Below are 23,579 nucleotides of genomic sequence, written 5' to 3'. Positions count from 1 at the left end.
TGGGATTCACTCACCCTACAGCCAGCCGCAGCGGTGGCTGCGCCATGAGACTTCAGGGCCGGGGGCATGCGCTGGACCGGGGGCGGACGCTGCCGTTTTCCTTTGACGGGGAGATGCTGCACGGGCACCCGGGCGATACGCTGGCCTCGGCGCTTTTGGCCAATGATGTGCGGGTGGTGGCCCGGTCTTTCAAATATCACCGGCCACGCGGGCTTTACACTGCCGGGCCGGAGGAGCCGAACGGGCTGGTGACGGTGAAGGGCCATTGGGGGCCGGTGCCGAACAGTCGCGCCACCATGGCAGAGCTTTACCCCGGGCTCTGTGCCACCAGCCAGAACCGCTGGCCCTCGCTCGGGTTTGACCTGCTGGGGGCGAATGACCTGCTGCACCCATGGCTCGGGGCCGGGTTTTACTACAAGACCTTCATGTGGCCACCGAAGGCTTGGCTCAAGCTCTATGAGCCGCTGATCCGCCGCGCGGCGGGGATCGGGGCGCTTGAGAGGGCGCATGATGAGACGCCGCATGAGAAGGCCTTTGCCTATTGCGATCTGCTGGTGATCGGTGGCGGCCCGGCGGGGCTGATGGCGGCGCTCACCGCGGGGCGGGCGGGCAAGCGGGTGATCCTTTGTGACGAGCAGAGCCATTTTGGCGGGCGCTTGCTGGGTGAGCGCGAGGAGGTGGGGGGCCAGCCGGGCCATGTTTGGGCGGCAGGTGTGGTGGCTGAGCTTGAGGTGATGGAAAACGTGCGGGTGATGGCGCGCACCGCCGTGACCGGGGTGTATGACCAAGGCACTTTCGCCGCTGTGGAGCGGGTGGGCGAGCATCTGGCCGAACCGGGCGAGGGGGTGCCTGCGAGTTGCTTCTGGCGGATCGTGGCGGGCGCGAGCGTGCTGGCGAGCGGTGCGGTGGAGCGGATGATTGCCTTTCCGGGCAACGACCGGCCCGGCGTGATGTCGGGCAGCGGGGTGCGGGCCTATTTGGAGCGCTGGGGCGTTGTGGCCGGGCCGCGCGTGGCCGTCTATGGCAGCGGCGCGGCGGTGGCGCGCACGGCCCGAGACCTTGCAAGCGCGGGCCTGCCGCCGGTGGCGGTGATCGAGGCGGGCGAGGGCGGCGAGGCCCCTGTGGATGCGCCGTATTTCAGCGGTGCGCAGGTGGCGGGCACGACCGGGCGCATGGGGCTGACCTCGGTCACGGTGCAAGTGGCGGGCAGGCGGGAGAAGATCGGTGCTGATGTGCTGGCGGTTTGTGGGGGCTGGACCCCGCAGATTCAGCTGGCGACCCATTTGGGGGCCAAGCCGCTGTGGCGGGAAGGCATGTTTCTCGCCCCGCCGGGCGCGGTGCCGGGCATGGTGGTGGCCGGAGCCGCGGCGGGGTTGGCGGGCACGCATGCTGCCTTGGCCTCGGGCATGGCGGCGGCGCAGGAGGCGCTGGATCTGAGTGACGGGGGCGCGTTGCCGGAGGCGGAGGATGGGCCGAGGGAGGACGCGCCGCATTTTGTGGAGATCAAGGGCCGCGCCTTTTTGGACATGGCCAATGATGTGACGGTGAAGGACATTCGCCTTGCCGCGCGGGAGGGCTATGCGCGAGCCGAGCATACCAAGCGCTATACCACGCAGGGGATGGCGCCCGATCAGGGGCGGGTTTCGGGCGAAGTGGCGATGGCGGTGCTGGCGGAGGCGACCGGGCGGACGCTGGCGCAGACCGGGCTCACTACCCATCGTCCGCCTGCTGCGCCGGTGAGCATTGGCGCGATGGGGGCGGGCGCGCGCGGGCAGGGCTTTGCCCCGGTGCGCCGCACCACCAGCCATGCCGCCGCCGAGGCCGCGGGGGCGCCGATGGTGGAGGCGGGGCTGTGGTATCGGGCCAGCTACTTTCCGCGCGCGAGTGAAACCACTTGGCGCCAAGCCTGCGACCGGGAGGTGGGCATGGTGCGCCGCGCGGTGGGCGTGTGCGATGTGTCGACGCTCGGCAAGGTGGATGTGCAGGGCCCCGGCGCGGCGGCGCTGCTGGACTTGCTCTACACTGGCAAGATGTCGGGGCTGCGCGAGGGCCGGGTGCGCTACGGGCTGATACTGCGCGAGGATGGCCATGTGATGGACGATGGCACCGTGGCGCGGCTGGGGGCCGAGCATTACCTCGTGACCACAACCACCGGCGCGGCGGGGCAGGTGATGCGGCACACGGATTTTGCCGCGCAGGTGCTGGCCCCCGAGCTGGATGTGCAGATGATCTCTGTCACCGAGCACTGGGCGCAGTTTGCCGTGGCCGGGCCGCGCGCGCGGGCGGTGCTGGGCGCGGTGGTGAAAGAGGTGCCGGAGCTGCCGTTCATGGGCTGCGCGGCGGTGGATGTGGCGGGCGTGGCCGGGCGGCTCTTTCGGATCAGCTTTTCGGGCGAGGCGGGCTGGGAGATTGCGGTGCCAGCGCGGTTTGGCGCGGCGCTTTGGGGCGCGCTGGTGGAAGCCGCCGAGGCCGAGGGCGGCGGGGCCTATGGGATGGAGGCGCTGAACATTCTGCGGATCGAAAAGGGCTTTGTGACCCATGCCGAGATTCACGGGCGGGTGACGGCGGGCGACGTGGGCCTTGGCGGCATGGTGAGCCTGGCGAAGGAGTGCATCGGCAAGGTCATGAGCGCGCGGCCCGGGCTGGTGAACGGCCCGGAGCGCGAGCAGTTGGTGGGGCTGAAGCCGGTGGGCGCGGTGAAGGCGCTTTCGGCAGGGGCTTTCCTCTTTAAGGAGGGGGCGGAGGCCGTGCGGCAGAACGCGCAGGGCTACACAACCTCGGCCTGCTGGTCGCCCACGCTGGAAAGCGGCTTGGCGCTGGGCTTTTTGCGCAACGGGCGGGCGCGGCATGGCGAGCGGCTGCAGTGCGTCGATCATATGCGTGACATGCGGGCGGTGGTCGAGGTGTGCGAGCCGGTGTTTTTTGACCCCGAAGGCGAGCGGATGCGCGGGGCGGTGGAGCCGGAGGGGCAATGGGCCTTACCCAGCCTGCAAGCGATGCCTGCATTGGAGCGCGAGGCGCTTGAAGCGGGCGGGCTGCGGCTTTCGGCGTTGCCGCCGGAGCCGATGCAGGCGGTTTTGCCGCTCGGCGGGGCGCGGGTGAAGATTGCGGGCATGACGTTTCCGGCACCGGGCGAGAGCACGGCGAAGGGCGCAGCGCGGCTGTGCTGGTGGGGGGCGGGGCAGGCCATGCTGATCGGGGCCGCGGCGGAGCGGGTCGCGCAGGCGGCGCTGGTGGATCAGAGCGATGCCTGGGCCGGGTTTGAGCTGACGGGCGAGGCGGCGGCGGAGGTGCTGGCCCGTTTGGTTCCGCTGGATCTTGCCGCGATGGCCGAAGGTGCGACGGCCCGCAGCCTGCTGAACCACATGCCGCTCGCACTCTTGCGCACTGCCGATGGCTTTCGGCTGTATACGTTTCGCTCGATGGCCGGGACGGCTTGGGATGAGCTTGCCCACGCCCTCAAGAGCTTCGCGGCCCGCCAGCTTTGAGCTGCCCCTATTGGTCGTCGAAGATGTTTCGCCGGTCGCCGCAGCGTTCAAAGCCAGCGGGAGAGCAGGCGGCGGGCCCAGGGGCGCAGGCGAATGACGAGGCGGGGCTCGTGCCGGGCGGGGCGGGGGGGGCTTGGGGCGGTTGCCTTACCGTCTGTCATCAGGGCCGGGCTGGCGCTGCCCGCTTGCACAAGGTCGGCCAGCCGGGCCGGGTCGATCGGGGGAAGGGCGGACCATGGCTCTGCCGCAAGGTCGGATTGGAGGCGGGCAAGGTCAGGCTCATAGCCGCGCTCGGCGGCCCAGCTCGCGCTTGTGTGGCGGAAATCTTCGAGGAGCGCGGCGCGGGCGTTGGGGGGCAACAGGCTTGCGCGGTCGCGTGGCGCGGGGTTGAGGGCGAAGTAGCCGCGGATTATTTCGCGCCGGGTGTTGCGGCCCGGGGTCAGCAGGTTGACCAGACGGATCAGCTCTGTGCTTTCACGGTCAGGCGAGGGATAGCGGGGCAGGCCGGAGGGGGCCGGGATGGTGCCCGGCAGACCGGCCAGCGCGCAGAAGCCCTCCCAGAGCCGCCCCTCAGCTTTCAGCGCGTCGAAGTCGGCAAGTTTCACCCGGCTGCCCGCTGCGGCCTCCCAAGGGGCGAAGAGGGCGGGCCAGTCGGTGAGGCCTGCGCCGTGGTCGACGAGAAACTCCTGCGCCGTGCGCGCACCGCCGCGCCCGCCATCGGTGACCCACTCTTTATAGAGCGCTTCGGCATAGGCATCCGCCCTGCGCCCGAAGGCCACGAGTTCCACACGGCCAAAGCCTGCCAGCCGGGCCATCAGCGCCGGGATCGCCTTGGCACGGCTCGGATCGGTGGGCATCAGCATGTTCTCGCAGGAGATCACCGTGGTTTCGGGCCGGGCGGCGATGACCTCGCGGTAGAAGGCACGCCAGAGCGCATCATCGCCCTGCCGGTGCGCCGCCAGAAGCCCTTGGTGGCCGGGAAAGCCGCCGGGGCGCGGGCGGGCGGCATCGGGCTCGGCCAGCCCGGTTTCGGGCAGGAACACGCGAGCCTTTTCCAGCGCTGTGCGGCGACTGAGGAGCGCGTGCTGCAGGAAGGTGGTGCCGGTTTTGTGCAGCCCGAGGTGCAGCACCAACCGCCCGGGCAGCGCCGGGCAGGCGGCGACCGGCGCGGCGGGGCGGGGCGCGCGGGCCTCCAGCAGGTCAGCGGCCTCGGCAAAGCGGCCCTCGCGCAGCATCCGGTGCAGTTCGAAGAAATCGAGCCGGGTGATCCGCCCGCGCCGGGTGGCCATGCCGATGCGCGAGGTTTTCTGCACCATCGGATCATCGAAGAAGGCGTTGGCAAAGCTGTCCTCTCCCAGCAGCACTTGCACGCGCGGGCCGAGGGCGGCGGTTTCGGCATCGGGCGGGTCGGCCAGCAGGGGCAGGATCTCCATGTCCCAGATCAGCCGGGAGACGCAGTTGAAGAGCTCGCGCTTTTCAAAGCGGGGCGGCAGGCGCTCGGCGGCGACCTCGGCGCGGATCAGCGCCATGCATTTTTCCAGCAGTTGCACCTGAAGGCGGAGTGTTTCGGGGGTGGTGGGCGCAACAGAGATTGACCCGGCGCGCCGCCGCCAGACGCGGGCAGGGGTGCCGGTGTAGGCGATCTTGCGGGCGCGGGTGGTGGTCTGGAGCACGAAGAGGCGGTCTTCAAACCGGGGCTGCTCCTCGTCGAAGGTCAGCGTGTGATCTTCGAGAAAGCGCCGGGCGTAGAGCGAGGACCAGGACGAGACGATAAACTGCGCCTCCTCGGCATCGCGCAGCCCGTCTGTGACCCGTTCGGCCATGTGCAGGGCGGCATCACGATGCAGCACGGTCAGCTGAGGGCTGCCCGGGTGGGAGAGATAGCAGGGCGCGTGGGTGATGTCGGCACCGCTGCGCCGGGCCGCGGCGAGCTGGGCGGAGAGGCCATCGGTTACGTAGTAATCATCGGAATCCAGAAAGGCGATATAGTCGCCCCGCGCCGCTGCCATGCCGGTGTTGCGGGCTGCCGAGAGGCCACGGTTGGTTGCATGCCCGATCACCTCGACGCCCTGCATGGCCTCTGCCGCAAGCGCCTCCACCTCTGCCTGCGCGAAGCGCTCGGGGTTGTCGTTGACGACGATCACCTGCAGCCCGTCGATCCCTTGTGCCCGGATCGAGCGCAGGGCGGTGCCCAAGTAGGCGGTTTCGTCGTAGAACGGCAGGATGACGGTGAGCGGCGTGGCCTCGGCCAGCAGGGTCTTGCGGATATGCGAAGAGAGGGCGCTTGGCCGGGTAGTGGGCCCGGTTGTGCTGGTCATCGAAGATCAGAAACTGTCGAAGTCGGAAGACCGCCCGTCGTCATCATCGGTGCCGTCAGTCACGCCGAAAGAGAAGACCAAGCCAAGAAGTGACAGTAGGGCAATCGTTCCGATACCGTAGATCACTGTTCACTGTCCTGCGTTGTGCCCCATCAACGCCTGCAATTTTAGACAAGTTCGACCGTCGGTTCAAGCGCGGCGCTGCAGCAAATGCCGTGAATCGCAAGATTTTTTGCGTTTTATCCCGCTTGGGCAGCGGTGGCTTTTGCCGGGCGAAGGAGGGCGCGAGTGAAGGTGCCGTCTGGGCGGCCAGAGATTTGCGCGGCGGCGTGGGCCCAGTAGTCGGAGATCTGGTCTTCCATCGGGCCGGAGGCGAGGCTGGAGATGGTGTGGGGGGCGTGGGTTTGCACCTCTACGAGGGTGCCACCGCTGCCATGGGGCGAGAGGCGCAGGGTTTCGCCGTCTACCGCTGCGCCATCGAGGCCCTCGAGGCTGAGGGCGGCTGTGATGTGGACGCTCTGGCCGGGGTGTTCGTTGCGGTAGCGGATGAACATGCGTTGCGCCCCGGCGCGGCGGCGCACCTCGATTTGCAGGGTGCTGTCATCCCCCGGCACGGCCTCGGTCACTTCGGCCCAGCCCTTGTCCCAATGCGGCTGGCCGGGGCGGGCGCGCAGCCGATAGTAAGCCTCCAGCGGGGGCATCGGCAGGGTGAACCGCGTGCGGTGGTGCCGGGTCAGCCAAGGCAGGGGGCGGTGGGCGAGGCCGGATTTGATTAGCACGACATTCAATACCCAGCTCGTGGTGGCGAGGACAAGGGGCCAGCTTGGCAGGGCTTCGGGCACCTGAGGGGCGTAGCGGTGAAGGACGGCGCCGATGAAGACCAGCGTTGCCGTCCATTCCGTCAGCATGCGAAGCGGCAAAAGCAGCAGCATCGTCACCGCCCAGAGCACGGCATAGATCAGCGAAACGACGGCGGTGAAGCTCAGGCAGATGATGCCGGGTTGCAGCCCCGCAATGGGCGCGGAGAACCCCTCGCTCAGAAACCATATGACGGAGAAGGCCACATCGAGTGGTCCGTTCATCACGAGCCCGGTGAGGAAGGCCAGAAGCACGACGTAGAGCAGGCGTCCCCGGCTGTGACGCAGCCGGATGAGCCGGGCGGTGAAGCGGGCGCCCAGCCCCGGGGGCGTGGGCGCGAGATCGGCGCTGCCCGTCTGTGCTGTGCCGGTTTGCGCAGCGAAAGGGGGGTAGGCTGCGTCGCTCACACGGTTAGTCGCTCACCGCCTGACGCACTGCCTGCAAGGTCAGGTGATCTTCGGGCAGTTTGGCGAGGTCTTTCATCTGGCGCGGGGCCTTTGGTTTGGGCAGCATGGCCCTTGCCTCTGCCGGGGCCAGATTGGCAGCGGCCTTGGCCTCTGGCAGGCCTGCTGCAGCCTCGGCGCTGCGGTCGGCAGGTTCGGGCGGATTGACCTTGAGGAAGTGCGCCTGAAGGTGGCGCAGCTCGCCGGCCAGCACATCATCGAACCACCGCTCGATCACCTCGCCGGCCATCATCCCCTCGCGGGTTTCGTGCAGCTCGATATGGGTGGTGTCCGGGTCCATCTCGGTGACCTTTATCGTGAGGATCCCCGAGGACATGACGCCCATCGCGTCTTCGCCCTCGATGTGGATGCGCGCGGTGCCGGAGCTGTCTTGCTCCAGCAGGGTGAGCGTGACCTCCTCGGCCAGCTCGCCGCAGGCCATGAGCGCGCAGTAAAAAGTGTTGTGGCCCGGATCGTTCGGGTCGGCCTCGATGTCGATCAGGCGCTCAGAAACCAGACTATCGCCCGCGCCGGGCACAACGGCGGCCCAAAGCTCGGCCCCGTCGCCGCGCACGTGCCCGGCGGCGGAGGAGACGAAGGAGAGTTGCAGCGGCAGTTTGGAGGCCCATGCCTCATGCAGCACCATGACCAGCGCGGCAGAGATGGCGATGGCCAGTGGCAGGCCGACGAGCCCGTCAAACCGGGTGAGCGCGCCAAGCCCGCCCCCGAGCAGCACGCCGGTGCCGATACATTCCAGCCAGCCACGTTTTGACGGGGCCCAGGCCAGCACGGCGGCAGCCACGCCAGCCATGACGAAGGGGGCAAAGATGAAGGAGATGGCCTTGGTGTACCAGACCAGCCCGGGCAGCAGCCCGATCATCAGCAGGCCGAGGGACATGGTGATGGAGAAAAAGGCGATCCGGCGGCGCTGGGCCGAGAGGACAGGGAGCATTGGTATAACCCGCACGAATGTTGTTTTGCGTGAAGATGCGGGCAGATTGCGGCATGGGCTGGGCGAGAGCTGTCGGATTTGGTGGTATATTGTCGCCACGCACGGGGACAATCGCGCGGGGCGTTGCGGATTGTTTTGCCTTCGTGGCGGGCAGGGGCCTGTTTGTGGCCCGTTTTCCGCGAGGCCCGGGAAGATGATGACGCGGGTCTGTGCGGCCGTGTTTGACCCCTTGTGATGGTTGCGCATGGCAAGTGTTTTTGGCTCAAATCCGGTGCGATCGGCGCTTGTGCCCCCTGCGCCGGGCAGGCAGGATAGCCGGGCTGGAACGGTTGTGCTTGAAAAGCGGGTATGAGGCCCCAATTGAAGGTGCAGACCGGAGGGGGCCGTGGCTGCCGCTGAATGCCCGTGAAACGGGTTGGGGCCGGTGCCTCCTTGCCAATAACAAGGACATGACATGCACGAGCAATTGAGCCAATCCTACCCAGTGCTGCCGCTGCGCGACATCGTGGTGTTTCCGCACATGATCGTCCCGCTTTTCGTGGGCCGCGAAAAGTCTGTGCGGGCGCTGGAAGAGGTGATGGGGGATGACAAGCAGATCTTGCTTGCCAGCCAGATCGACCCGAGCGTCGATGAGCCGACGACCGAAGGAATCTACAAGGCCGGGGTGCTGGCCAACGTTCTGCAACTGCTGAAGCTGCCCGACGGCACCGTGAAGGTGCTGGTGGAGGGCCGCAAGCGGGTGCGGATCGAGGAATACCTTGAGAACGATGAGTATTTTGAGGCCTCCGCCGCGCTGCTCACCGAGATGCCGGGCAACGAAGAGACCGTGCTGGCGCTGACCGGCTCGGTGGCCGACGAGTTCGAGCGCTATGCGAAGGTGAAGAAGAACATCCCCGAGGAGGCGCTTGCCGCCGTGGCCGAGGCCGAGGCCGCCGACAAGCTGGCCGACCTCGTGAGCGGCCACTTGGGCGTTGAGGTGCACCAGAAGCAGGAGCTGCTGGAAACCCTCGACGTGGGCGAGCGGCTGGAGAAGGTCTATGGCCTGATGCAGGGCGAAATGAGCGTTCTGCAGGTCGAGAAAAAGATCAAGACCCGGGTGAAAAGCCAGATGGAGCGCACCCAGCGCGAATACTATCTGAATGAGCAGATGAAGGCCATTCAGAAGGAGCTGGGCGACGGCGAAGAGGGCCAGAACGAGGTTGCCGAACTGGAGGCGAAGGTCGCCGAGACCAAGCTCAGCAAGGAAGCCCGCGAAAAGGCCGATGCCGAGATCAAGAAGCTCAAGAACATGAGCCCGATGAGCGCTGAGGCGACGGTGGTGCGCAACTACCTCGACTGGATGCTGGCCATTCCGTGGGGCGTGAAATCTCGCGTGAAGAAAGACCTCGCCCGGGCCGAGAAGATCCTCGATCAGGATCACTACGGGCTGGAGAAGGTGAAGGAGCGGATCGTCGAGTATCTTGCGGTGCAGCAGCGCTCCAAGAAGCTGAAGGGGCCGATCCTGTGCCTCGTCGGCCCTCCCGGCGTGGGCAAGACCTCGCTCGGCAAGAGCGTGGCCAAGGCGACGGGGCGTGAGTTTATCCGTATCAGCCTAGGCGGTGTGCGCGATGAGTCCGAGATCCGGGGCCACCGGCGGACCTACATCGGCTCGATGCCGGGCAAGATCATTCAGGCGCTGAAGAAGGCCAAAACCACCAACCCGCTGATCCTGCTCGATGAAATCGACAAGATGGGGCAGGACTTCCGCGGTGATCCGGCCAGCGCCATGCTTGAAGTGCTCGACCCGGAGCAGAATGGCACCTTCGTGGACCACTACCTTGAGGTGGAATACGACCTCAGCAACGTGATGTTCCTGACCACGGCCAACAGCTACAACATGCCGGGGCCGCTGCTCGACCGGATGGAGATTATCCCGCTGGCGGGCTACACCGAGGACGAGAAGCGCGAGATCGCCAAGCAGCACCTGATCGAGAAGCAGAAGAAGAACCACGGGCTGAAAAAGGCCGAGTTCTCGCTGACCGACGAGGCGCTGACGGAGATCATCCGCCGTTACACCCGCGAGGCGGGCGTGCGGAACCTTGAGCGCGAGTTGGCCAAGCTGGCACGGAAAGCCGTGACCCGGATCGTCCGCAAGAAGGACGATGCGGTGGATGTGGACGTGGATCAGCTGGAGGACTTCCTCGGCGTGAAGCGGCATCGCTACGGGCTGGCGGAGATGGAGGACCAGATCGGTGTTGTGACCGGGCTGGCCTATACCTCCGTGGGCGGCGATCTGCTTTCTATCGAGGCGCTCAAGCTGCCCGGCAAGGGCCGGATGAAGACAACCGGCAAGCTGGGTGACGTGATGAAGGAGTCCATCGAGGCGGCCTCCAGCTACGTGCGCTCGATCAGCCCCCAGATCGGGGTGAAGCCGCCGCGCTTTGAGAAGTGGGACATCCACGTGCACGTACCGGATGGGGCGACCCCGAAGGACGGGCCGAGTGCGGGCCTCGCGATGGTGACGGCCATCGTTTCGGTGCTCACGCAGATTCCGGTGCGCCGTGACATTGCCATGACCGGCGAGGTCACCCTGCGCGGCAATGCCACCGCAATCGGCGGGCTGAAGGAGAAACTTCTCGCGGCGCTGCGGGGCGGCATCAAGACGGTGCTGATCCCGGAGGAGAACGAGAAGGATCTGCGCGACATTCCCGACAACGTGAAGGAGGGGCTGGAGATCATCCCCGTCAGCCATGTGCGCGATGTGCTGAAGCACGCGCTGGTGGCTGAGCCGGAAGCGATTGAGTGGGACGAGGCCGCCGAGGAGGCTGCTGCCGCCGCTGCTGCAAGCTCCAAGGGCGGCGAAAGCGGGAGTGCCGTGGCGCACTGATCGCCGCAAGGCATTGAGAAAAGAGGGGCGTGCCCGGCTGGGCGCGCCCTTTTTCTATGGGCCGGGCAGGCGGGCAGGGTGCAGCCAATATTGCCGTTGTCCTGCTTTGGTCGCCCTTGCAAGTCGCCGCCCCCCATGCAGCATGGGCGGGCAGAGGAGGACTGGCCCGTATGAAAGCAATGAATTCCATCGATGAGGTGCAGACGGCGCTGGGCGAAGAGGGCTACGTGTGCGGGCGGGCGCTGGCGACGGTGGTGTTTTTGAGCCTGAAGCTGGGGCGGCCGCTGTTCCTTGAAGGCGAGGCGGGCGTGGGCAAGACCGAGATCGCCAAGGCGATTGCCGCCGCGCTGGGGCGCAGGCTGATCCGGTTGCAGTGCTACGAGGGGTTGGATGCTTCCAGCGCGGTGTATGAATGGAACTTTGCGGAACAGATGATTGCCATTCGCACCGCCGAGGCGAGCGGCGGGGCGGACCGGGATGCGCTGAAGAGCGAACTTTTCACCGAAGAGTACCTCATTGCGCGGCCCCTGCTGGAGGCGATGCGCCCGCAGCCCGGCGGGGCGCCGGTGCTGCTGATTGACGAGCTGGACCGCACGGATGAGCCCTTTGAAGCCTTCCTGCTGGAAGCGCTGAGCGATTTTCAGGTGACGATCCCCGAGCTTGGCACCATCGCCGCGCCCGAGCCGCCCATCGTGATCCTCACCTCCAACCGCACGCGGGAAGTGCATGACGCGTTGAAGCGGCGGTGCCTCTATCATTGGGTCGACTACCCGAATTTTGACCGGGAGCTGGAAATTCTTCATGCGCGTGCGCCGGAGGCCGCCGAAGCGCTGAGCCGCGAGATCGTGGCCTTCGTGCAGAAGCTGCGCACCGAAGATCTGTTCAAGAAGCCCGGTGTGGCCGAAACAATCGACTGGGCCAAGTGCCTGCTCGCGCTCGACGTGCTCACCATCAGCCCTGATGTGATCGCCGACACCATCGGGGCGATCCTGAAATATCAGGACGACATCGCCCGGTTGCAGGGCGGCGAGGCTTCGCGGCTTCTGGAGGAAGTGCGGGCCGAGCTTGCACCGGCCTGATCTATATGAAACTTCTCTGTCACAAGCGCCGTGTATCTGGCGTGCAAGTGATTGAAACAGGAGTGATATGATGGGGATTGAAGGTAAGGCCGTTGGCGGTGCCGTGGATATGTTTGCCAACTTCATGCAGAGTCAGGTGAACCGGGCTGTCATGCATCAGGCGCGGCAGCAGTATCACGAATATCACCGGGAGCGGGTGATCAACACGCTCATGAACCCGCCCACCGAGACCGACGACCAATGCCTTGTCCCCGGCGCAATCACCGGCGTGCTTCTGGTGATCGGGGTGGAAGAGCCGCGCACCATCGACCTTGGGCTGGAGCCGCGCTGGCGGCGCTTTCTGGCCATTGGCGTGGCGGGCTATGGGAATGACCCGGTTCGGGTGAAAGAGGCCTATTTGCGCCAGCCCCGGATCGAGGCCATCCCTGAAAACAACCGCTCGCTGATGCGGGTGAACTATTACGTCTGGATGAACCTCACCCAAGCGATGACTTGGTAGGCGATGGCTGAACTCCCTGACCTTCAGATCCCTGAGCATCCCAGGCTGGTGGAAAACATCACCTGGTTTGCGCGGGCGCTTCGGAAGGCGGGGCTGCCAATTGGCCCGGGCCGCGTGATTGACGCGGTGCGGGCCGTGGAGGCGGCTGGATTTACGAGCCGTGCCGACTTTTTCCACGCGCTGCAGGCCTGTTTCGTCAATCGGCCAGAGCAACGCGCTGTTTTCGCACAGATTTTTCGGCTCTATTGGCGCGATCCGCGCTACATGGAGCATATGATGAGCCTGATGCTGCCATCGGTGCGGGGCGTGCAGGAGGAGAAGGCGGCGGAGGCGGCGGAGAAGCGGGCCGCTGAGGCGCTGCTGGACGGGGTGGAGCAAGAGGCGCCCGAGGTGCCGGAAGCCGAAGGCGAGGAGATCGAGATTGACGCTTCTGCCACGGCGAGCGGTGAGGAGCGGCTAAAGACCCTCGACTTTGAGCAGATGAGCACGGCGGAGGTGGCCGAGGCCAAACGCATCATCGCCCGGATCGAGCTGCCCGTGCGCCCCTTGGTCAGCCGGCGCACGAAGGCCGATGCGCGGGGCCGCGTGGCTGACTGGCGCGCGACGATGCGGGTGGCCCTTCGGCGGGGCGGCGAGATCCACCAATTTGCGACCAAGGAGCGGGTGCAGCGCTGGCCCGATCTGGTTGCGCTTTGCGATATTTCCGGCTCGATGAGCCAATACAGCCGCATCGTGCTGCATTTTCTCCATGCTGCCGCCAATGCCAAGGGCGCCGGATGGGCGCGGGTTCATGGCTTTACCTTTGGCACACGGCTCACCAACATCACCCGCCACCTTGCGACCCGCGATGTAGACGCCGCGCTGTCTGCCGCCGGGGCCGAGGCGCAGGATTGGGAGGGGGGCACGCGAATTGGTGACTGTCTGCATGCTTTCAACCGCGATTGGTCGCGGCGGGTGCTGTCTCGCGGGGCGGTGGTGCTGCTGATCACCGACGGGCTGGACCGGGGCGCACCGGATCGGCTGGCACGCGAGGTGGAGCGGCTTGGGCTTTCGGCCCGGCGGCTGATCTGGGTGAACCCGTTGCTGCGCTGGGATGGTTTTGCCCCCAAGGCGGCGGGTATCGCGGCGATGCTGCCCCATGTCTCCAGTTTTCGCGCCGGGCATAACATCGCCTCGCTTGAGGCGCTCGCGCAGGCGCTTTCGCGCGAAGACGGCGGCGGCGAAAAAGCGCGGCTCATGCAGATGCTCCACGCGGCCTGAGCGGAACCCGATGGTGTAGGGCCGCGTTGTAGGCCCAAGAAATACACATTGGAGGAGCAGCAGTCATGTCTGCGAAGATCCGAAACACGACAGCCCTTGTGGCCGTATTTTCCCTTGTAATGCCGGCAGTTGCCCCGGCCCAGCAGGTTGTCGACCGCTGCGACGCTGGCACTATCGGCATCAGCGCCGATGCGGCCGATGAGTTGCAGCTTACGTTGAGCGACGAGCAGAAGGCGGCGCTGGATGGCGAGGCCTCGGCGGATGCGCTGGTTGTCAGCACCTTCGGCGGCGAACGCGCACTTTGCATGACGATGGCGGAGTTGCAGGAGATGGGCGTCAGCGAGGCGGATGTTGTGACCGCCATGGAGGCCGAGCCGAGTGAAGCCGAGGTGACGGGCGAAGCGACGGCGGAGGCCGAAGCCGAGGAGCCCGGCCTGCTGGAGGGCGCTCTGGAGGCTGTGACCGGCAATGAGGACGAGACGGCTGAGGCGGAGCCAACGCCTGAGCCTGAGGCGACCGCAGAGGCTGAGGCTGAGGCGGAGCCGGAGGTTGCCGCAGAGGCTGAGGCTGAAGAGCCGGGTCTGCTGGAGGGCGCGCTGGATGCCGTAACGGGTGGCGGAGAAGACGCTGCAGAGGCCGAGGTTGAGGCTGCGCCCGAAGTGGCCGACGAGGCTGAGGCCGTTGCGCCGGAAGCGGAGGCCGAAACCACCGCTGAAGCAGAGGTTGAAGCTGAAGGCGGCGAGGGCGACCTTGCCGAGGCTCTGGGTGAGTTGACGGGTGGCGATGAGGCGGCTGAAGCGGAAGCTGATGTCGCCGCAGGCGCTGAAGCCACGGTTGAGGAAGACATGGCCACCGAAGGTGAGGCCGAGCCCGAAGCCGAGATGACGGCTGAGGCGGAAGCTGAGGTGGAGGCCGATGCTGAAGCCAACCCCGCGATTACCGGCGTTCTGGAAGAGGCCGCCAAGCGGATTGAAGCGCAATCTGCAGAAGAGGCTGACCCGGAAGCACAGGCCGCTGCCGCAGAGACGGAAGCCCCGAAGGCCTCGGCCGCGTCTGAGAGCGATGCGGAAGTGGCCGAGGTTGAAGAGACCACGGTGACGGAGGAAACCGCCCGATCGAGCTCGGAGGAGTTTTTGGACAAGGTAACAGGCGCTGCGAGCGGCAACGGCAGCGCTGGCAATGATGACGGTGGCCTGAGCGACCTTGAGAAGGCGCTTGTGGTTGGCCTTGGTGCCGTGGTCGTTGGCGAAGCTCTGAAGGGCAACGACAAGGCTCAGGTTGTCACCAAATCCGACGACCGTGTGGTTGTGCTGGAAGATGGGCGCTACCGAGTGATCCGCGACGACAATGAGCTGATCGAACGTCCCGGCTCGACCGTGCGCCGCGAAACTTTCGAGGATGGCTCGACCCGTACCATCGTGACACGCGAGAGCGGTGTGCAGATCATCACCATCCGCGACCCCGAGCTGCGCGTGCTGCGCCGCGTCCGGGTGGATGCAGAGGGCAACCGGACGGTGCTGATTGACGACACCACCAGTGTTGACCCGGTGGATGTGGCCGCGCTGCCTGATCCGGTGGAATACGAGGAGGTGGATGCCAACTCGGACGCTGATGCACTGCGTGCTGCGCTGTCGACCAAGAGCGTGGCCGACCGCCGCTTTGCGCTCTACCAAGTGCGCAACATCGAGCGGGTGCGCAAACTGGCCCCGGCGATTGATCTGGACGCGATCAACTTCCGCACCGGATCGGCCGTGATCGACCCGCAGGAGGCTGAAGAGCTTAGCGAGCTGGGCAACTTGATTGCCGCCTATGTGGAGGAAAACCCCGGTGAGGTGTTCCTTGTGGAAGGTCACACCGACGCGGTTGGCAATGCGGCCTACAACCTGGCCCTGTCGGACCGTCGCGCGGAGAGTGTGGCGTTGGCGCTGACCGAGTACTTTGACGTGCCGCCCGAAAACCTCGTGGTGCAGGGCTACGGCGAGGGCGACCTCAAGATCCGCACGCTGGAAGGCGAGCGCGCCAACCGTCGTGCCGCCGTGCGCCGGATCACCCCGCTGATCGCCACCGGATCGTAACTCCAGAACCCTTCGGTTAACGAGTAGAGAGGCGGGCCTTTGCGGGCCCGTCTCTTTTTATGCGCGCCAGAGTGGTGCGGTCTTTGCTGGCACGGCGAGGGCGCCCGCGCTATGCGGGGGCATGTTCGAGACCCTGACATTGGAGCCCCTGCGGCTGCCCAAGGATGCCCCGGTGCAGCGCAGGCCGCTGCTTCGCCCCGCCGCGCAGCCTGCGAATTTCGCCGAGCGCTACGATTTCTCAACGCTGGCCTATAGCGCGACCTTTTTGCCAGAGCGCGGCCGGATCGTGCTTGTCTGCCCGAAGCTGCTGAACCTTGCGGGGTTATTGCGCGGGGCAACGTTTCGCTCGGAGTTGGGCGTGCATCCGGTGACGGCGCTGCGCAGATATCGCCGCCATGACGAACTGTGGGTTCGGGCGCGGGCGTGCCCTTCGAGGCTGTCGGTGGTGCTTGATGGGGAGGAGCTTTCGATCTCGGTGGCAGTTCCTGACGAGGCGTTTGCCGGAAAGGTGGTGCTGTCTACGCTGTCGAGGAACAACCCGCTGCCATGGGTGCGTGATTGGGCGGCGCATTATGTTGCGTCTGCCGGGGTGGAGCATGTGCTGTTTTTCGACAATGGCAGCACGGAGTATGGGCTGGAAGATATTCGGGCCTGTCTGGCAAGCGTTGAGGGCCTAAGCGGGGCAACGGTGGTGGGCGTCGATGTGCCCTATGGGCCGATGGCCGCGAAGCCGCCGCGCGGGATTGCGCTGTTCTTGCAGCTCGGGATCATCAACACCATCCGGCACCGGTATTTTCCCCACGCGCGTGGGCTCATCTGGTGTGATGTGGACGAAATGCTTGTGGCCGCCGATGGCGCAGGGACGCTGGTTGAGCAGGCGGAGCGTTCGCGGCTGGGGTATGCCACAGCGCGGTGCCATTGGCGCTATGCTGTGGACGCGGCTGGTGAGGTGCCGATGCATGGGGATCATATCTGGCGGCGCGATCCGGAGACCTACAGCAAGGAGAAGTGGTGCATCACCCGAGGCAGTCCGCTTGCGCGGTTTGGCTGGGATGTGCATGGCGTGGCCGGCTATCTCTTTAACCGCGTTGCTATGTCGAGGTCGCATCGCTTTATGCATTGCGCCCAGATCAGCACCGGCTGGAAGGGCCAGCGGATTGCCGATGCCGAGAGCCTCGTGCGGGACGCTGGGACAGAGGCGCTCTGGCAACGGGCCGGGCTGGCTACCTCACTCGGAGGTGGGGCTTAGGGAAAGCGCTTCGGCACTGGGTTGCAGGGCCGGGCCGGGGGGCGGCAGGCGCTTGCGGCTCCTCTCGGTGGCCCATGAGATGCCGATGGAGGCGAGGATGCAGGCGGTGAAGAGGTAGAGCCCCCATGCCACCTCCACCCGGCCCACGCCGATGCCCTTGGCCACGACGATGTAGAGCGCGATCAGGAAGATATCGGCCATGGCCAGCTTGCCGAGCAGGTGCAGCGCGGGCAGCACCTTGCGGCGCATCAGCCCGAAGTGCAGCAGCGCGAGGCCGATGGTTTTGAGGTAGGGGGCAAAGAGGGCGAAGGCTGTGACCAGCAGGGCAAGAAACACGTCTTTGCCCCAGAGTTCTTGCAGGCCAGAAATGACCGAGATTTCGGACAGCCCGAACAGCGGCAGCAGCCCCGCACGCAGGAGCGGTGCGAACCATGCCAGCGGGAAGAGCAGGAGGAGCGAGAGGTTGGCGAGCTTGAGGGCGAGCAGCAAGGGGCCTGCCTTTGGCGGTTGCGGTCTAGTCTTCAGATAGGGGCTGGCAGGAGGCTTGTGAACCCGCTGGCGCTATTCGGCGGGTTTGGCCTTTGCGCTTTGTGGCTTGGCGGCCATGGGCACAACCTTGCGCTCGTCGGTGTGAGCGGGCGGCAGGGCCTCTTCTTCGACGTCGAAGCCAAGCTCGGGCAGAAGCTCCAGCAGATCTTGCTCCAGCTGGGCAAGCTGGGTGGCCTGAATGCTCTCTTCGACGTTGATTTGCTGGCTCCAGCGCTTGATTTCGTCGGTGGTCTTTTGCGCCAGTTTCAGCCTGTCCGAGAAGGCATCTATCTCTTCCTGTCGTTGACGCAGGAAGGTGGTGGCGCGGGTCATCTTCTCGTCGGAGTAGACGGCGGCGAGATCACGGGAAACCTCGCTCATCTGGGCGGCGACTTCGAGCACGCCCGGCTCCAGCCCGCGCAGGTCGGGGTGGTTGCGCATGAAGGCCATACGCTCGCGCACAGCGTCGAACTCGGAGGACATGGAAAAGGCGCCCTCCCGGTCTGCCGCGTGGCAGGTGGCATAGGCGCGGGCGATGTCATCCATCGAGAGGTGAAAGTCGCGGTGGCTTTTTTGAAGCGCCAGAATGTGCCGATTGGCGGGCAGGAAGGCGCAGAGGGCGAGGGCAAAGAGGGTGAGACCGGATTGGATCCAGATGCCGGCATTCTCATAGGTGGTTTCGCCGAAGGTCAGCGAGGCTTCCAGCCAGGGCAGCACCTTGAAGGCCGCAAGCAGGGTTGCGCCGATAAGGCCGATGGCAATGGCACCGAAGGCGGTAAGAGACAGCGCCCTCAGCGCCTGAAATAGACGGTCTGCGGGCGTCTCGTTTGTGGCAGTCATCGTATCCCCCATCAGCTTTGTGGCTCAAACAGTTGAGCCGCAACAAAAATCCCAGCCCGTTCAACCTAGCGAAGGATTTGGATTCGGTTAATCGGTTTCTGCCTGGACAGTTGTTGAAAGGGGGCGTGATTGTCGCCAAAGCCGAAACAATGGGCGTTAACCGGCCTCATCGAGGCAGGGGAGTTTGGCGCGGAAGTCTTTTTTCAGCAGGGCTTCGGACAGATCGAGGGCGCGGCTGCCCCGGTCTTTCCAGCTTTCGGAGATTCGGCCCTCGGCGGCGTCGCAGAGGCGCTCGCGCAGGGTGCTGCGGTGGCTTTGGGTAAGCAAAACGGCCACGAGGCCTGCAACGATGAGGATTGCGAAGCCGTAGAGCACGAACCCAGAGAGGTCTGGATGCTTGGCCACGGGGCCGGGTTTTGCGGGCGCTTCGGGCTCTGTTACCCGGTGTGCGGCGATGGACAGCGCGATGCCAAAGAGCATCATGACAACGCAGGTGGCGAGCACGGTGAAGGAAAAGGCACCGGAGAGGGCGATGGAGGGGCTGGCCCATAGCGGGGTGGAGACACCGGCAAAGAGCCAAGCGGCGGTGAGGGTGGTGATGGAGAGGGCCACACGCATGACGCCGCGCGCGTGGCGGGCCGCCCAGCCGAGCGACATGGTGATGGCGGCAAGGTGAACGAGGAGTTCGAGGAAGGCGGCGACGATGGCAAGAATGACTTCGGCGATGGCTTCCATAGCGGGTTCTCAGCGCAGGGTTTCGATCGGGCCTTCGGCGCTGCCGTGGATGAACTGCGTCAGGTAAGGGTCTGAGGCAGCGTCCATTTCTCCCACGGGGCCAGTCCAGCGGATCTTGCCGGCGTGGAGCATGGCCACGTCATCTGCGATGGCGCGCACCGAGGTCATATCATGGGTGATGGTCACGGCGGTGGCGCCCATTTCGGTGACGATCTCGCGTATCAGCTCGTTGATGACCCCGGCCATGATCGGATCCAGCCCGGTGGTGGGCTCGTCGAAAAAGATGATCTCGGGCTCGGCGGCGATGGCGCGGGCGAGGCCGACGCGCTTTTGCATGCCGCCGGAGAGTTCGCCGGGGTAGAGATCGGCGGTTTCCGGGCCGAGGCCGGTGCGGCGGAGCTTTTCGATAGCAATCTCGCGGGCCTCGGCCTTGGGGCGTTTGAGCGCCCCGCGCAGGAGGCGAAAGGCGACGTTTTGCCAGACCGGGAGCGAATCGAACAACGCGCCGCCCTGGAAGAGCATGCCGAAGCGGGCGAGAAAGGCCTCGCGGGCGGCGGCGGAGCGGGCGGAGGCCACGGGGCTGCCATCGACGGTGATGCTGCCCTGATCGGGCGCGACGAGGCCGAGGATGCACTTGAGGGTAACCGACTTACCGGTGCCCGAGCCGCCGATGATGACCATGCTGCGGCCCTTGCCGACCGACAGATCGACGCCGCGCAGAACATCCTTGGTTCCGAAGGACTTATGGACGTTGCTCAGCTCGATCATACGGAGAAGAACGCCTGTGTGAGCAGGAAGTTGGCGGCGAGGATCAGCACGGCGGCGGCGACCACCGAGAGCTTGGTGGCGCGGCCTACGCCCTGCGCACCTCTGCCGGAGTTCATGCCGTAGTAGCAGCCCATCAGCGCGGCGATGAAGCCGAAGGCAGCGCCTTTGACGAGGCTGGAGATGATGTCGAGCGCCTCAAGGAAGTTCCATGTGTTTTGCAGGTAGGCAGCGGGGTTGAAGCCGAGCCGCTCGGTGGCGACGAGGAAGCCGCCCATGACGCCGATCACATCGCCCACCGCCACCAGCGCGGGCACGGTGATGAGGGCGGCCAGCACGCGGGGGACGGTGAGGTACTTCATCGGGTGGGTGGAGAGGGTGACGAGCGCGTCGATTTGCTCGGTCACCTTCATCGTAGCGATTTCGGCGGCGACGGAGGAGGTGACGCGGGCGGCGATCATCAGGCCCACCAGCACGGGGCCAAGCTCGCGCACCATGCCGATGGCGACGATCTGGGGCACCACCGCCTCGGCGTTGAAGCGGGAGCCGCCGGAATAGATTTGCAAGGCAAGCGCACCACCGGTGAAGATGGCGGTGAGGCCAACGACTGGGAGCGAGAAATATCCCACGTTCAGAATGGCTTGCCAAAGTTCCTTCAGGTAGAAGGGCGGGCGGACCATGTGGCTGAGGGTGCTGCCGAGAAACATCGCGACGCGCCCGATGGCGGCCATGAGGGCAAGGGTGTTGCGGCCGATCAGAGCGAGGGGGTGCAGGACGGTGGCCAAGGGCCTGTCAGCCCGCCCGGCCGGCGTAGCGGCGCGCGTAGCGCGAGCCGAGGGAGGTGAGGATTTCGTAGCCGATGGTGCCCGCGTCATCGGCCACCGCATCCACGCCCTGTTCGGGGCAGAGCAGCGACAGCTCGTGGGGCACACGTTCGAGGCCAGAAATGTCGGCGACCACGGAATCCATCGAAACGCGCCCAAGGATCGGGCATTCCACCCCATCGGCCCAGAGGCTGCCCTTGTTGGTCAGCGCGCGCAGGATGCCATCGGCATAGCCGCTCTGGACCGTTGCGGTGGGGGTGTCGACCTCTGCCTGCCATGTGGCGTTGTAGCCAACGGTCTCGCCTGCGAGCACGGTGCCGGACTGGATAACCGGCAGGTCGAGCTGAGCCACCGCGCGCGCCTCGGTGAACGGGCGGCCGCCATAGAGGCCGATGCCGGGGCGGGTCAGCTCAAAGTGGAAATCGGGGCCGAGCAGGATGCCGCCGGTGGCAGAAAGGCTCCGGGGGATGCCGCAGCCTGCCGTCAACTCGCGGAACAGCTTGGCCTGCGCCCGGTTTTGCGGGCTCTCGGGCTCATCAGCGGAGGCGAGATGCGACATGATCAGGCGCGGGTTGCGGGGCACGGCCACATCGCGCAGGGCCATCCATTCGCCGGGCTCCATGCCGAGCCGGTTCATGCCGGTGTCGAGCTGGATGCCGAAGGGGGCTTGGGGCAGGGCTTCGATGTGGCGGGTGAGCTGGTCGATCGAGTTGATCATCGGGATCAGGTCGAGATCGTTCAGCATGTCGGTGTCGCCGCGCATATGCCCGGAAAACACGTAGATTTCAGGGCCGCGCCCGAGCGCATTGCGAATCGTCGCGCCCTCTTCGGCATGAGCCACGAAGAAGCGCCGTGCGCCTGCATGGGCCAGAGCCCGCGCCACCCGCGCCGCGCCAAGGCCATAGCCATTTGCTTTCACCACGGCACCGGTTTCGGTGCCACTTCCTGACGCAGCATCGAGAGCGGTCCAATTGGCCGCGATAGCGTCTAGATCAATCGTTAACTGCCCGGTTCCCATGAGGCCGGTTTGTGCGGGGGGCGGGGGGCGGCGTCAAGGCGGAAAGCGTGCTGCGGTGCGGCGATGCCGGGTTGCTTGCGCAGCGGCAGCAAAGGCGCGCTTCAGGGTTCGTCCCAATACCGGCGGCGCTCTTGCCACATCTTCTCACCGATCAGGCAATCGTAATGGCCTTGGGCGCGGATGATCTGTGCGGGGGGCGGCAGGCCAGCGATTTCGAGCACGAGCTTTCGGCGGACGGCGGAGGCGAATTCGCTCCACTCGTGCACGGGGATGACGAAGGCCCCGGCGCCGCCGATCACGCAGTCGCGATAATAAAGGTCGAGCCCGCCGATATCCCATGTGCCGCCGAGCCCTTCGTTGGTCATCAGCGGCAGCCCGTTGATGACGATTCCCTTGGCCAGCGCGGCGTTGCGGGCCGGTTCGACATGGGTGCCCTGATTGTTGGGCCCGTCGCCCGAGACGTCGATCACCCGGCGCAGGCCGGTGAAGGCGTTTCGCTCCATCGAGTCGGCGGCATATTCGATGGCTCCCGATATGGAGGTGCGGCGCATCCCCCCGGCGAAGGTTTGCGAGAGCGCCTCGGCAAAGGCGCGGGCGTCATCGGGCGTTTGAATGATGGTCCAGGGCACGATTTCGCGCTGGGTGTAGTTACCGGCCCATTCCACATAGGTCACCGCGATGGCCCCGAGCAGGCCCGATTGCACCGCCGTCATCACCTCATCCGAGAGGATCGCCTCGGCATAGCCCCGCCGCTGGATCTCGACCTCATTGGGGGTCATCGAGCGGGAGACATCGACCATCAGCGCCAGTTCGACATCGACCTCGATGGGCTGGGCCGTGGCCGGGGCGGTGAGGAGGAGGAAGGAGAGCAGGAACGCACGCATGAAGAGGATCATGCGTGAGCAGGTGATTCTGGGGAAGGGGGTCGCAGGGATGTGATTGTGGCCGGTCGGGGCAGGGCAAGACCGGGTGCGGTGCCTTGCATGGCGGAGCTGGCTGGCTACTATCCGCCGCGGTGCTCGGGTTTGTGTGGAGGTCCAGGTGGCCTTTTGGGAACGGTTGGTGATTGCATTGGTTGTGCCGCTCGTCGCCATGGCGGTGTGGTGGTGCAAGCGGTATCTTGACGATCAGAAGAGTCAGGAGCGGCGGAACAAGGCGCGCGACAAGCTGGTGCGTGCGATGTACGCGGAAATTGACTTCAACACCAATGACATGACGCGTTTTCTGGAGAAGTCGCTCGACAAGGCTTCGCTGCGCCAACGGTTTGAGGAAGACCCGGATCTGGTGCCGCATATCACCGATGCCCGGCACACCGAGATTTACCGGAGCCGGATTGGCGACATTGATGTGTTCGATAGTGATATTCTGCACATGATCGTCACCTTCTATGGCCTGCTTGAGAAAATCCGCGCGCAGATCGAGGGGATCAACCTGCCCAGCTACACCACTGTCAGCGTTGCCGGACGGTTGAACGCGGTTGAGGTGATCAGGAAAACAGCCATGGAGGCCGAGGTCTCGGGAAAGGAGTTGCTGCGAAGAATGGAGCAGCACAGCCCCAAGCTGAACATGCGCCGTGCAGAGCGCATGAGCCAAGTGCCATTGGAAGAGCTTTCGGAGCGTTTGCGGGGGCTTGATGCCCGCCTAACGGCTGCCTCCGAAAAAACGGTGGCAGCGGGAATGATCAGACGATGATGGGATCGGGACCAAAGGTCATTTGCCTCAACTTTCCGTTCACGTTCCGGAGCCGGAACTCAGATTCTCTAGCCGATACCAGCCTGCCCT

At 65.7% G+C, this 23,579-nt stretch carries 18 protein-coding genes; 8 read left to right on the top strand and 10 right to left on the bottom strand.

The annotated features are described in order from the left end of the window. Window positions 1–44: 44 nt before the first annotated feature. Window positions 45–3,488: a 2Fe-2S iron-sulfur cluster-binding protein gene (locus FHY55_RS13570; protein WP_140014708.1), complete on the top strand. Its 3,444-nt coding sequence runs from the start codon at window positions 45–47 to the stop codon at window positions 3,486–3,488. Window positions 3,489–3,535: 47 nt separating this feature from the next. On the opposite strand, the gene FHY55_RS13565 is transcribed toward FHY55_RS13570, so the two are convergent. The 3 genes from FHY55_RS13565 to FHY55_RS13555 form a co-directional block, all read right to left on the bottom strand. Further along, window positions 3,536–5,806 (bottom strand): glycosyltransferase family 2 protein, encoded by a 2,271-nt coding sequence (locus tag FHY55_RS13565; protein ID WP_140014707.1) that lies wholly within the window; start codon window positions 5,804–5,806, stop codon window positions 3,536–3,538. A 239-nt stretch (window positions 5,807–6,045) separates the two neighbouring features. Continuing rightward, complete coding sequence (locus FHY55_RS13560; RefSeq protein WP_140014706.1) at window positions 6,046–7,071, bottom strand: hypothetical protein; 1,026 nt, start codon at window positions 7,069–7,071, stop codon at window positions 6,046–6,048. A 4-nt stretch (window positions 7,072–7,075) separates the two neighbouring features. Continuing rightward, complete coding sequence (locus tag FHY55_RS13555) at window positions 7,076–8,059, bottom strand: hypothetical protein (RefSeq protein WP_140014705.1); 984 nt, start codon at window positions 8,057–8,059, stop codon at window positions 7,076–7,078. Window positions 8,060–8,513: 454 nt separating this feature from the next. Here FHY55_RS13555 and lon point away from each other — a divergent pair, with 454 nt between their 5' ends. From lon to FHY55_RS13525, 6 genes are all read left to right on the top strand, one after another. Further along, entirely contained in the window at window positions 8,514–10,925 is a 2,412-nt protein-coding gene (gene lon / locus FHY55_RS13550) for an endopeptidase La (protein WP_140014704.1), read from the top strand. A gap of 170 nt (window positions 10,926–11,095) precedes the next feature. Further along, complete coding sequence (locus FHY55_RS13545) at window positions 11,096–12,004, top strand: MoxR family ATPase (RefSeq protein ID WP_140014703.1); 909 nt, start codon at window positions 11,096–11,098, stop codon at window positions 12,002–12,004. A gap of 70 nt (window positions 12,005–12,074) precedes the next feature. Further along, window positions 12,075–12,503 carry a hypothetical protein gene (locus FHY55_RS13540; RefSeq protein ID WP_140014702.1) on the top strand — a complete coding sequence of 143 codons (429 nt, stop codon included), beginning with the start codon at window positions 12,075–12,077 and terminating at the stop codon, window positions 12,501–12,503. Between the two features lie 3 nt (window positions 12,504–12,506). Then, entirely contained in the window at window positions 12,507–13,763 is a 1,257-nt protein-coding gene (locus tag FHY55_RS13535) for a VWA domain-containing protein (protein ID WP_140014701.1), read from the top strand. Window positions 13,764–13,828: 65 nt separating this feature from the next. Further along, window positions 13,829–15,838 (top strand): OmpA family protein, encoded by a 2,010-nt coding sequence (locus tag FHY55_RS13530; RefSeq protein ID WP_140014700.1) that lies wholly within the window; start codon window positions 13,829–13,831, stop codon window positions 15,836–15,838. Between the two features lie 121 nt (window positions 15,839–15,959). Next, window positions 15,960–17,087, top strand: a complete 1,128-nt coding sequence (locus tag FHY55_RS13525; protein ID WP_140014699.1) for a hypothetical protein — start codon at window positions 15,960–15,962, stop codon at window positions 17,085–17,087. Here the strand turns inward: FHY55_RS13525 and FHY55_RS13520 are convergent. The 7 genes from FHY55_RS13520 to FHY55_RS13490 all read right to left on the bottom strand — a co-directional run bounded on the left by FHY55_RS13520 (window position 17,067) and on the right by FHY55_RS13490 (window position 22,693). Beyond that, a complete protein-coding gene (locus FHY55_RS13520) occupies window positions 17,067–17,576 on the bottom strand; it encodes a paraquat-inducible protein A (RefSeq protein ID WP_140014698.1) in 510 nt (169 codons plus the stop codon). The genes FHY55_RS13525 and FHY55_RS13520 overlap by 21 nt on opposite strands. Window positions 17,577–17,648: 72 nt before the next feature. Beyond that, window positions 17,649–18,455, bottom strand: a complete 807-nt coding sequence (locus FHY55_RS13515) for a DNA repair protein (protein WP_140014697.1) — start codon at window positions 18,453–18,455, stop codon at window positions 17,649–17,651. A gap of 156 nt (window positions 18,456–18,611) precedes the next feature. Next, a complete protein-coding gene (locus FHY55_RS13510) occupies window positions 18,612–19,190 on the bottom strand; it encodes a hypothetical protein (RefSeq protein WP_140014696.1) in 579 nt (192 codons plus the stop codon). 9 nt (window positions 19,191–19,199) lie between these two features. Continuing rightward, window positions 19,200–19,958, bottom strand: coding sequence for an ABC transporter ATP-binding protein (locus FHY55_RS13505; protein WP_140014695.1), 759 nt, complete (start codon window positions 19,956–19,958; stop codon window positions 19,200–19,202). Continuing rightward, window positions 19,955–20,686, bottom strand: a complete 732-nt coding sequence (locus tag FHY55_RS13500; RefSeq protein WP_210410563.1) for an ABC transporter permease — start codon at window positions 20,684–20,686, stop codon at window positions 19,955–19,957. The genes FHY55_RS13505 and FHY55_RS13500 overlap by 4 nt, the downstream gene beginning before the upstream one ends. A gap of 61 nt (window positions 20,687–20,747) precedes the next feature. After that, the gene (alr, locus tag FHY55_RS13495) at window positions 20,748–21,797 is read right to left on the bottom strand and encodes an alanine racemase (protein ID WP_140014694.1); all 1,050 of its coding nucleotides are present in this window, start codon (window positions 21,795–21,797) and stop codon (window positions 20,748–20,750) included. 101 nt (window positions 21,798–21,898) lie between these two features. After that, window positions 21,899–22,693, bottom strand: coding sequence for a DUF1194 domain-containing protein (locus tag FHY55_RS13490; RefSeq protein WP_254695309.1), 795 nt, complete (start codon window positions 22,691–22,693; stop codon window positions 21,899–21,901). 145 nt (window positions 22,694–22,838) lie between these two features. On the opposite strand from FHY55_RS13490, the gene FHY55_RS13485 reads away from it, so the two are divergent. Further along, complete coding sequence (locus FHY55_RS13485; RefSeq protein WP_140014693.1) at window positions 22,839–23,489, top strand: hypothetical protein; 651 nt, start codon at window positions 22,839–22,841, stop codon at window positions 23,487–23,489. Window positions 23,490–23,579: the final 90 nt, after the last annotated feature.

The sequence above is a fragment of the Oceanicola sp. D3 genome (assembly GCF_006351965.1).
In the GTDB taxonomy this organism is placed as follows: domain Bacteria; phylum Pseudomonadota; class Alphaproteobacteria; order Rhodobacterales; family Rhodobacteraceae; genus Vannielia.
Note: the sequence above shows the minus strand (reverse complement) of the source record. Positions and strands in the feature narration are given on the sequence as shown.

Bases quoted from the DNA above. Each gene is read 5' to 3' on its own strand.
- FHY55_RS13570 (WP_140014708.1), top strand. From the start codon at position 45: ATGAGACTTCAGGGCCGGGGGCATGCGCTGGACCGGGGGCGGACGCTG.
- FHY55_RS13565 (WP_140014707.1), bottom strand. From the start codon at position 5,806: ATGACCAGCACAACCGGGCCCACTACCCGGCCAAGCGCCCTCTCTTCG.
- FHY55_RS13555 (WP_140014705.1), bottom strand. From the start codon at position 8,059: ATGCTCCCTGTCCTCTCGGCCCAGCGCCGCCGGATCGCCTTTTTCTCC.
- lon (WP_140014704.1), top strand. From the start codon at position 8,514: ATGCACGAGCAATTGAGCCAATCCTACCCAGTGCTGCCGCTGCGCGAC.
- FHY55_RS13545 (WP_140014703.1), top strand. From the start codon at position 11,096: ATGAAAGCAATGAATTCCATCGATGAGGTGCAGACGGCGCTGGGCGAA.
- FHY55_RS13540 (WP_140014702.1), top strand. From the start codon at position 12,075: ATGGGGATTGAAGGTAAGGCCGTTGGCGGTGCCGTGGATATGTTTGCC.
- FHY55_RS13535 (WP_140014701.1), top strand. From the start codon at position 12,507: ATGGCTGAACTCCCTGACCTTCAGATCCCTGAGCATCCCAGGCTGGTG.
- FHY55_RS13530 (WP_140014700.1), top strand. From the start codon at position 13,829: ATGTCTGCGAAGATCCGAAACACGACAGCCCTTGTGGCCGTATTTTCC.
- FHY55_RS13525 (WP_140014699.1), top strand. From the start codon at position 15,960: ATGTTCGAGACCCTGACATTGGAGCCCCTGCGGCTGCCCAAGGATGCC.
- FHY55_RS13515 (WP_140014697.1), bottom strand. From the start codon at position 18,455: ATGACTGCCACAAACGAGACGCCCGCAGACCGTCTATTTCAGGCGCTG.
- FHY55_RS13510 (WP_140014696.1), bottom strand. From the start codon at position 19,190: ATGGAAGCCATCGCCGAAGTCATTCTTGCCATCGTCGCCGCCTTCCTC.
- FHY55_RS13505 (WP_140014695.1), bottom strand. From the start codon at position 19,958: ATGATCGAGCTGAGCAACGTCCATAAGTCCTTCGGAACCAAGGATGTT.
- FHY55_RS13500 (WP_210410563.1), bottom strand. From the start codon at position 20,686: ATGGCCGCCATCGGGCGCGTCGCGATGTTTCTCGGCAGCACCCTCAGC.
- alr (WP_140014694.1), bottom strand. From the start codon at position 21,797: ATGGGAACCGGGCAGTTAACGATTGATCTAGACGCTATCGCGGCCAAT.
- FHY55_RS13490 (WP_254695309.1), bottom strand. From the start codon at position 22,693: ATGATCCTCTTCATGCGTGCGTTCCTGCTCTCCTTCCTCCTCCTCACC.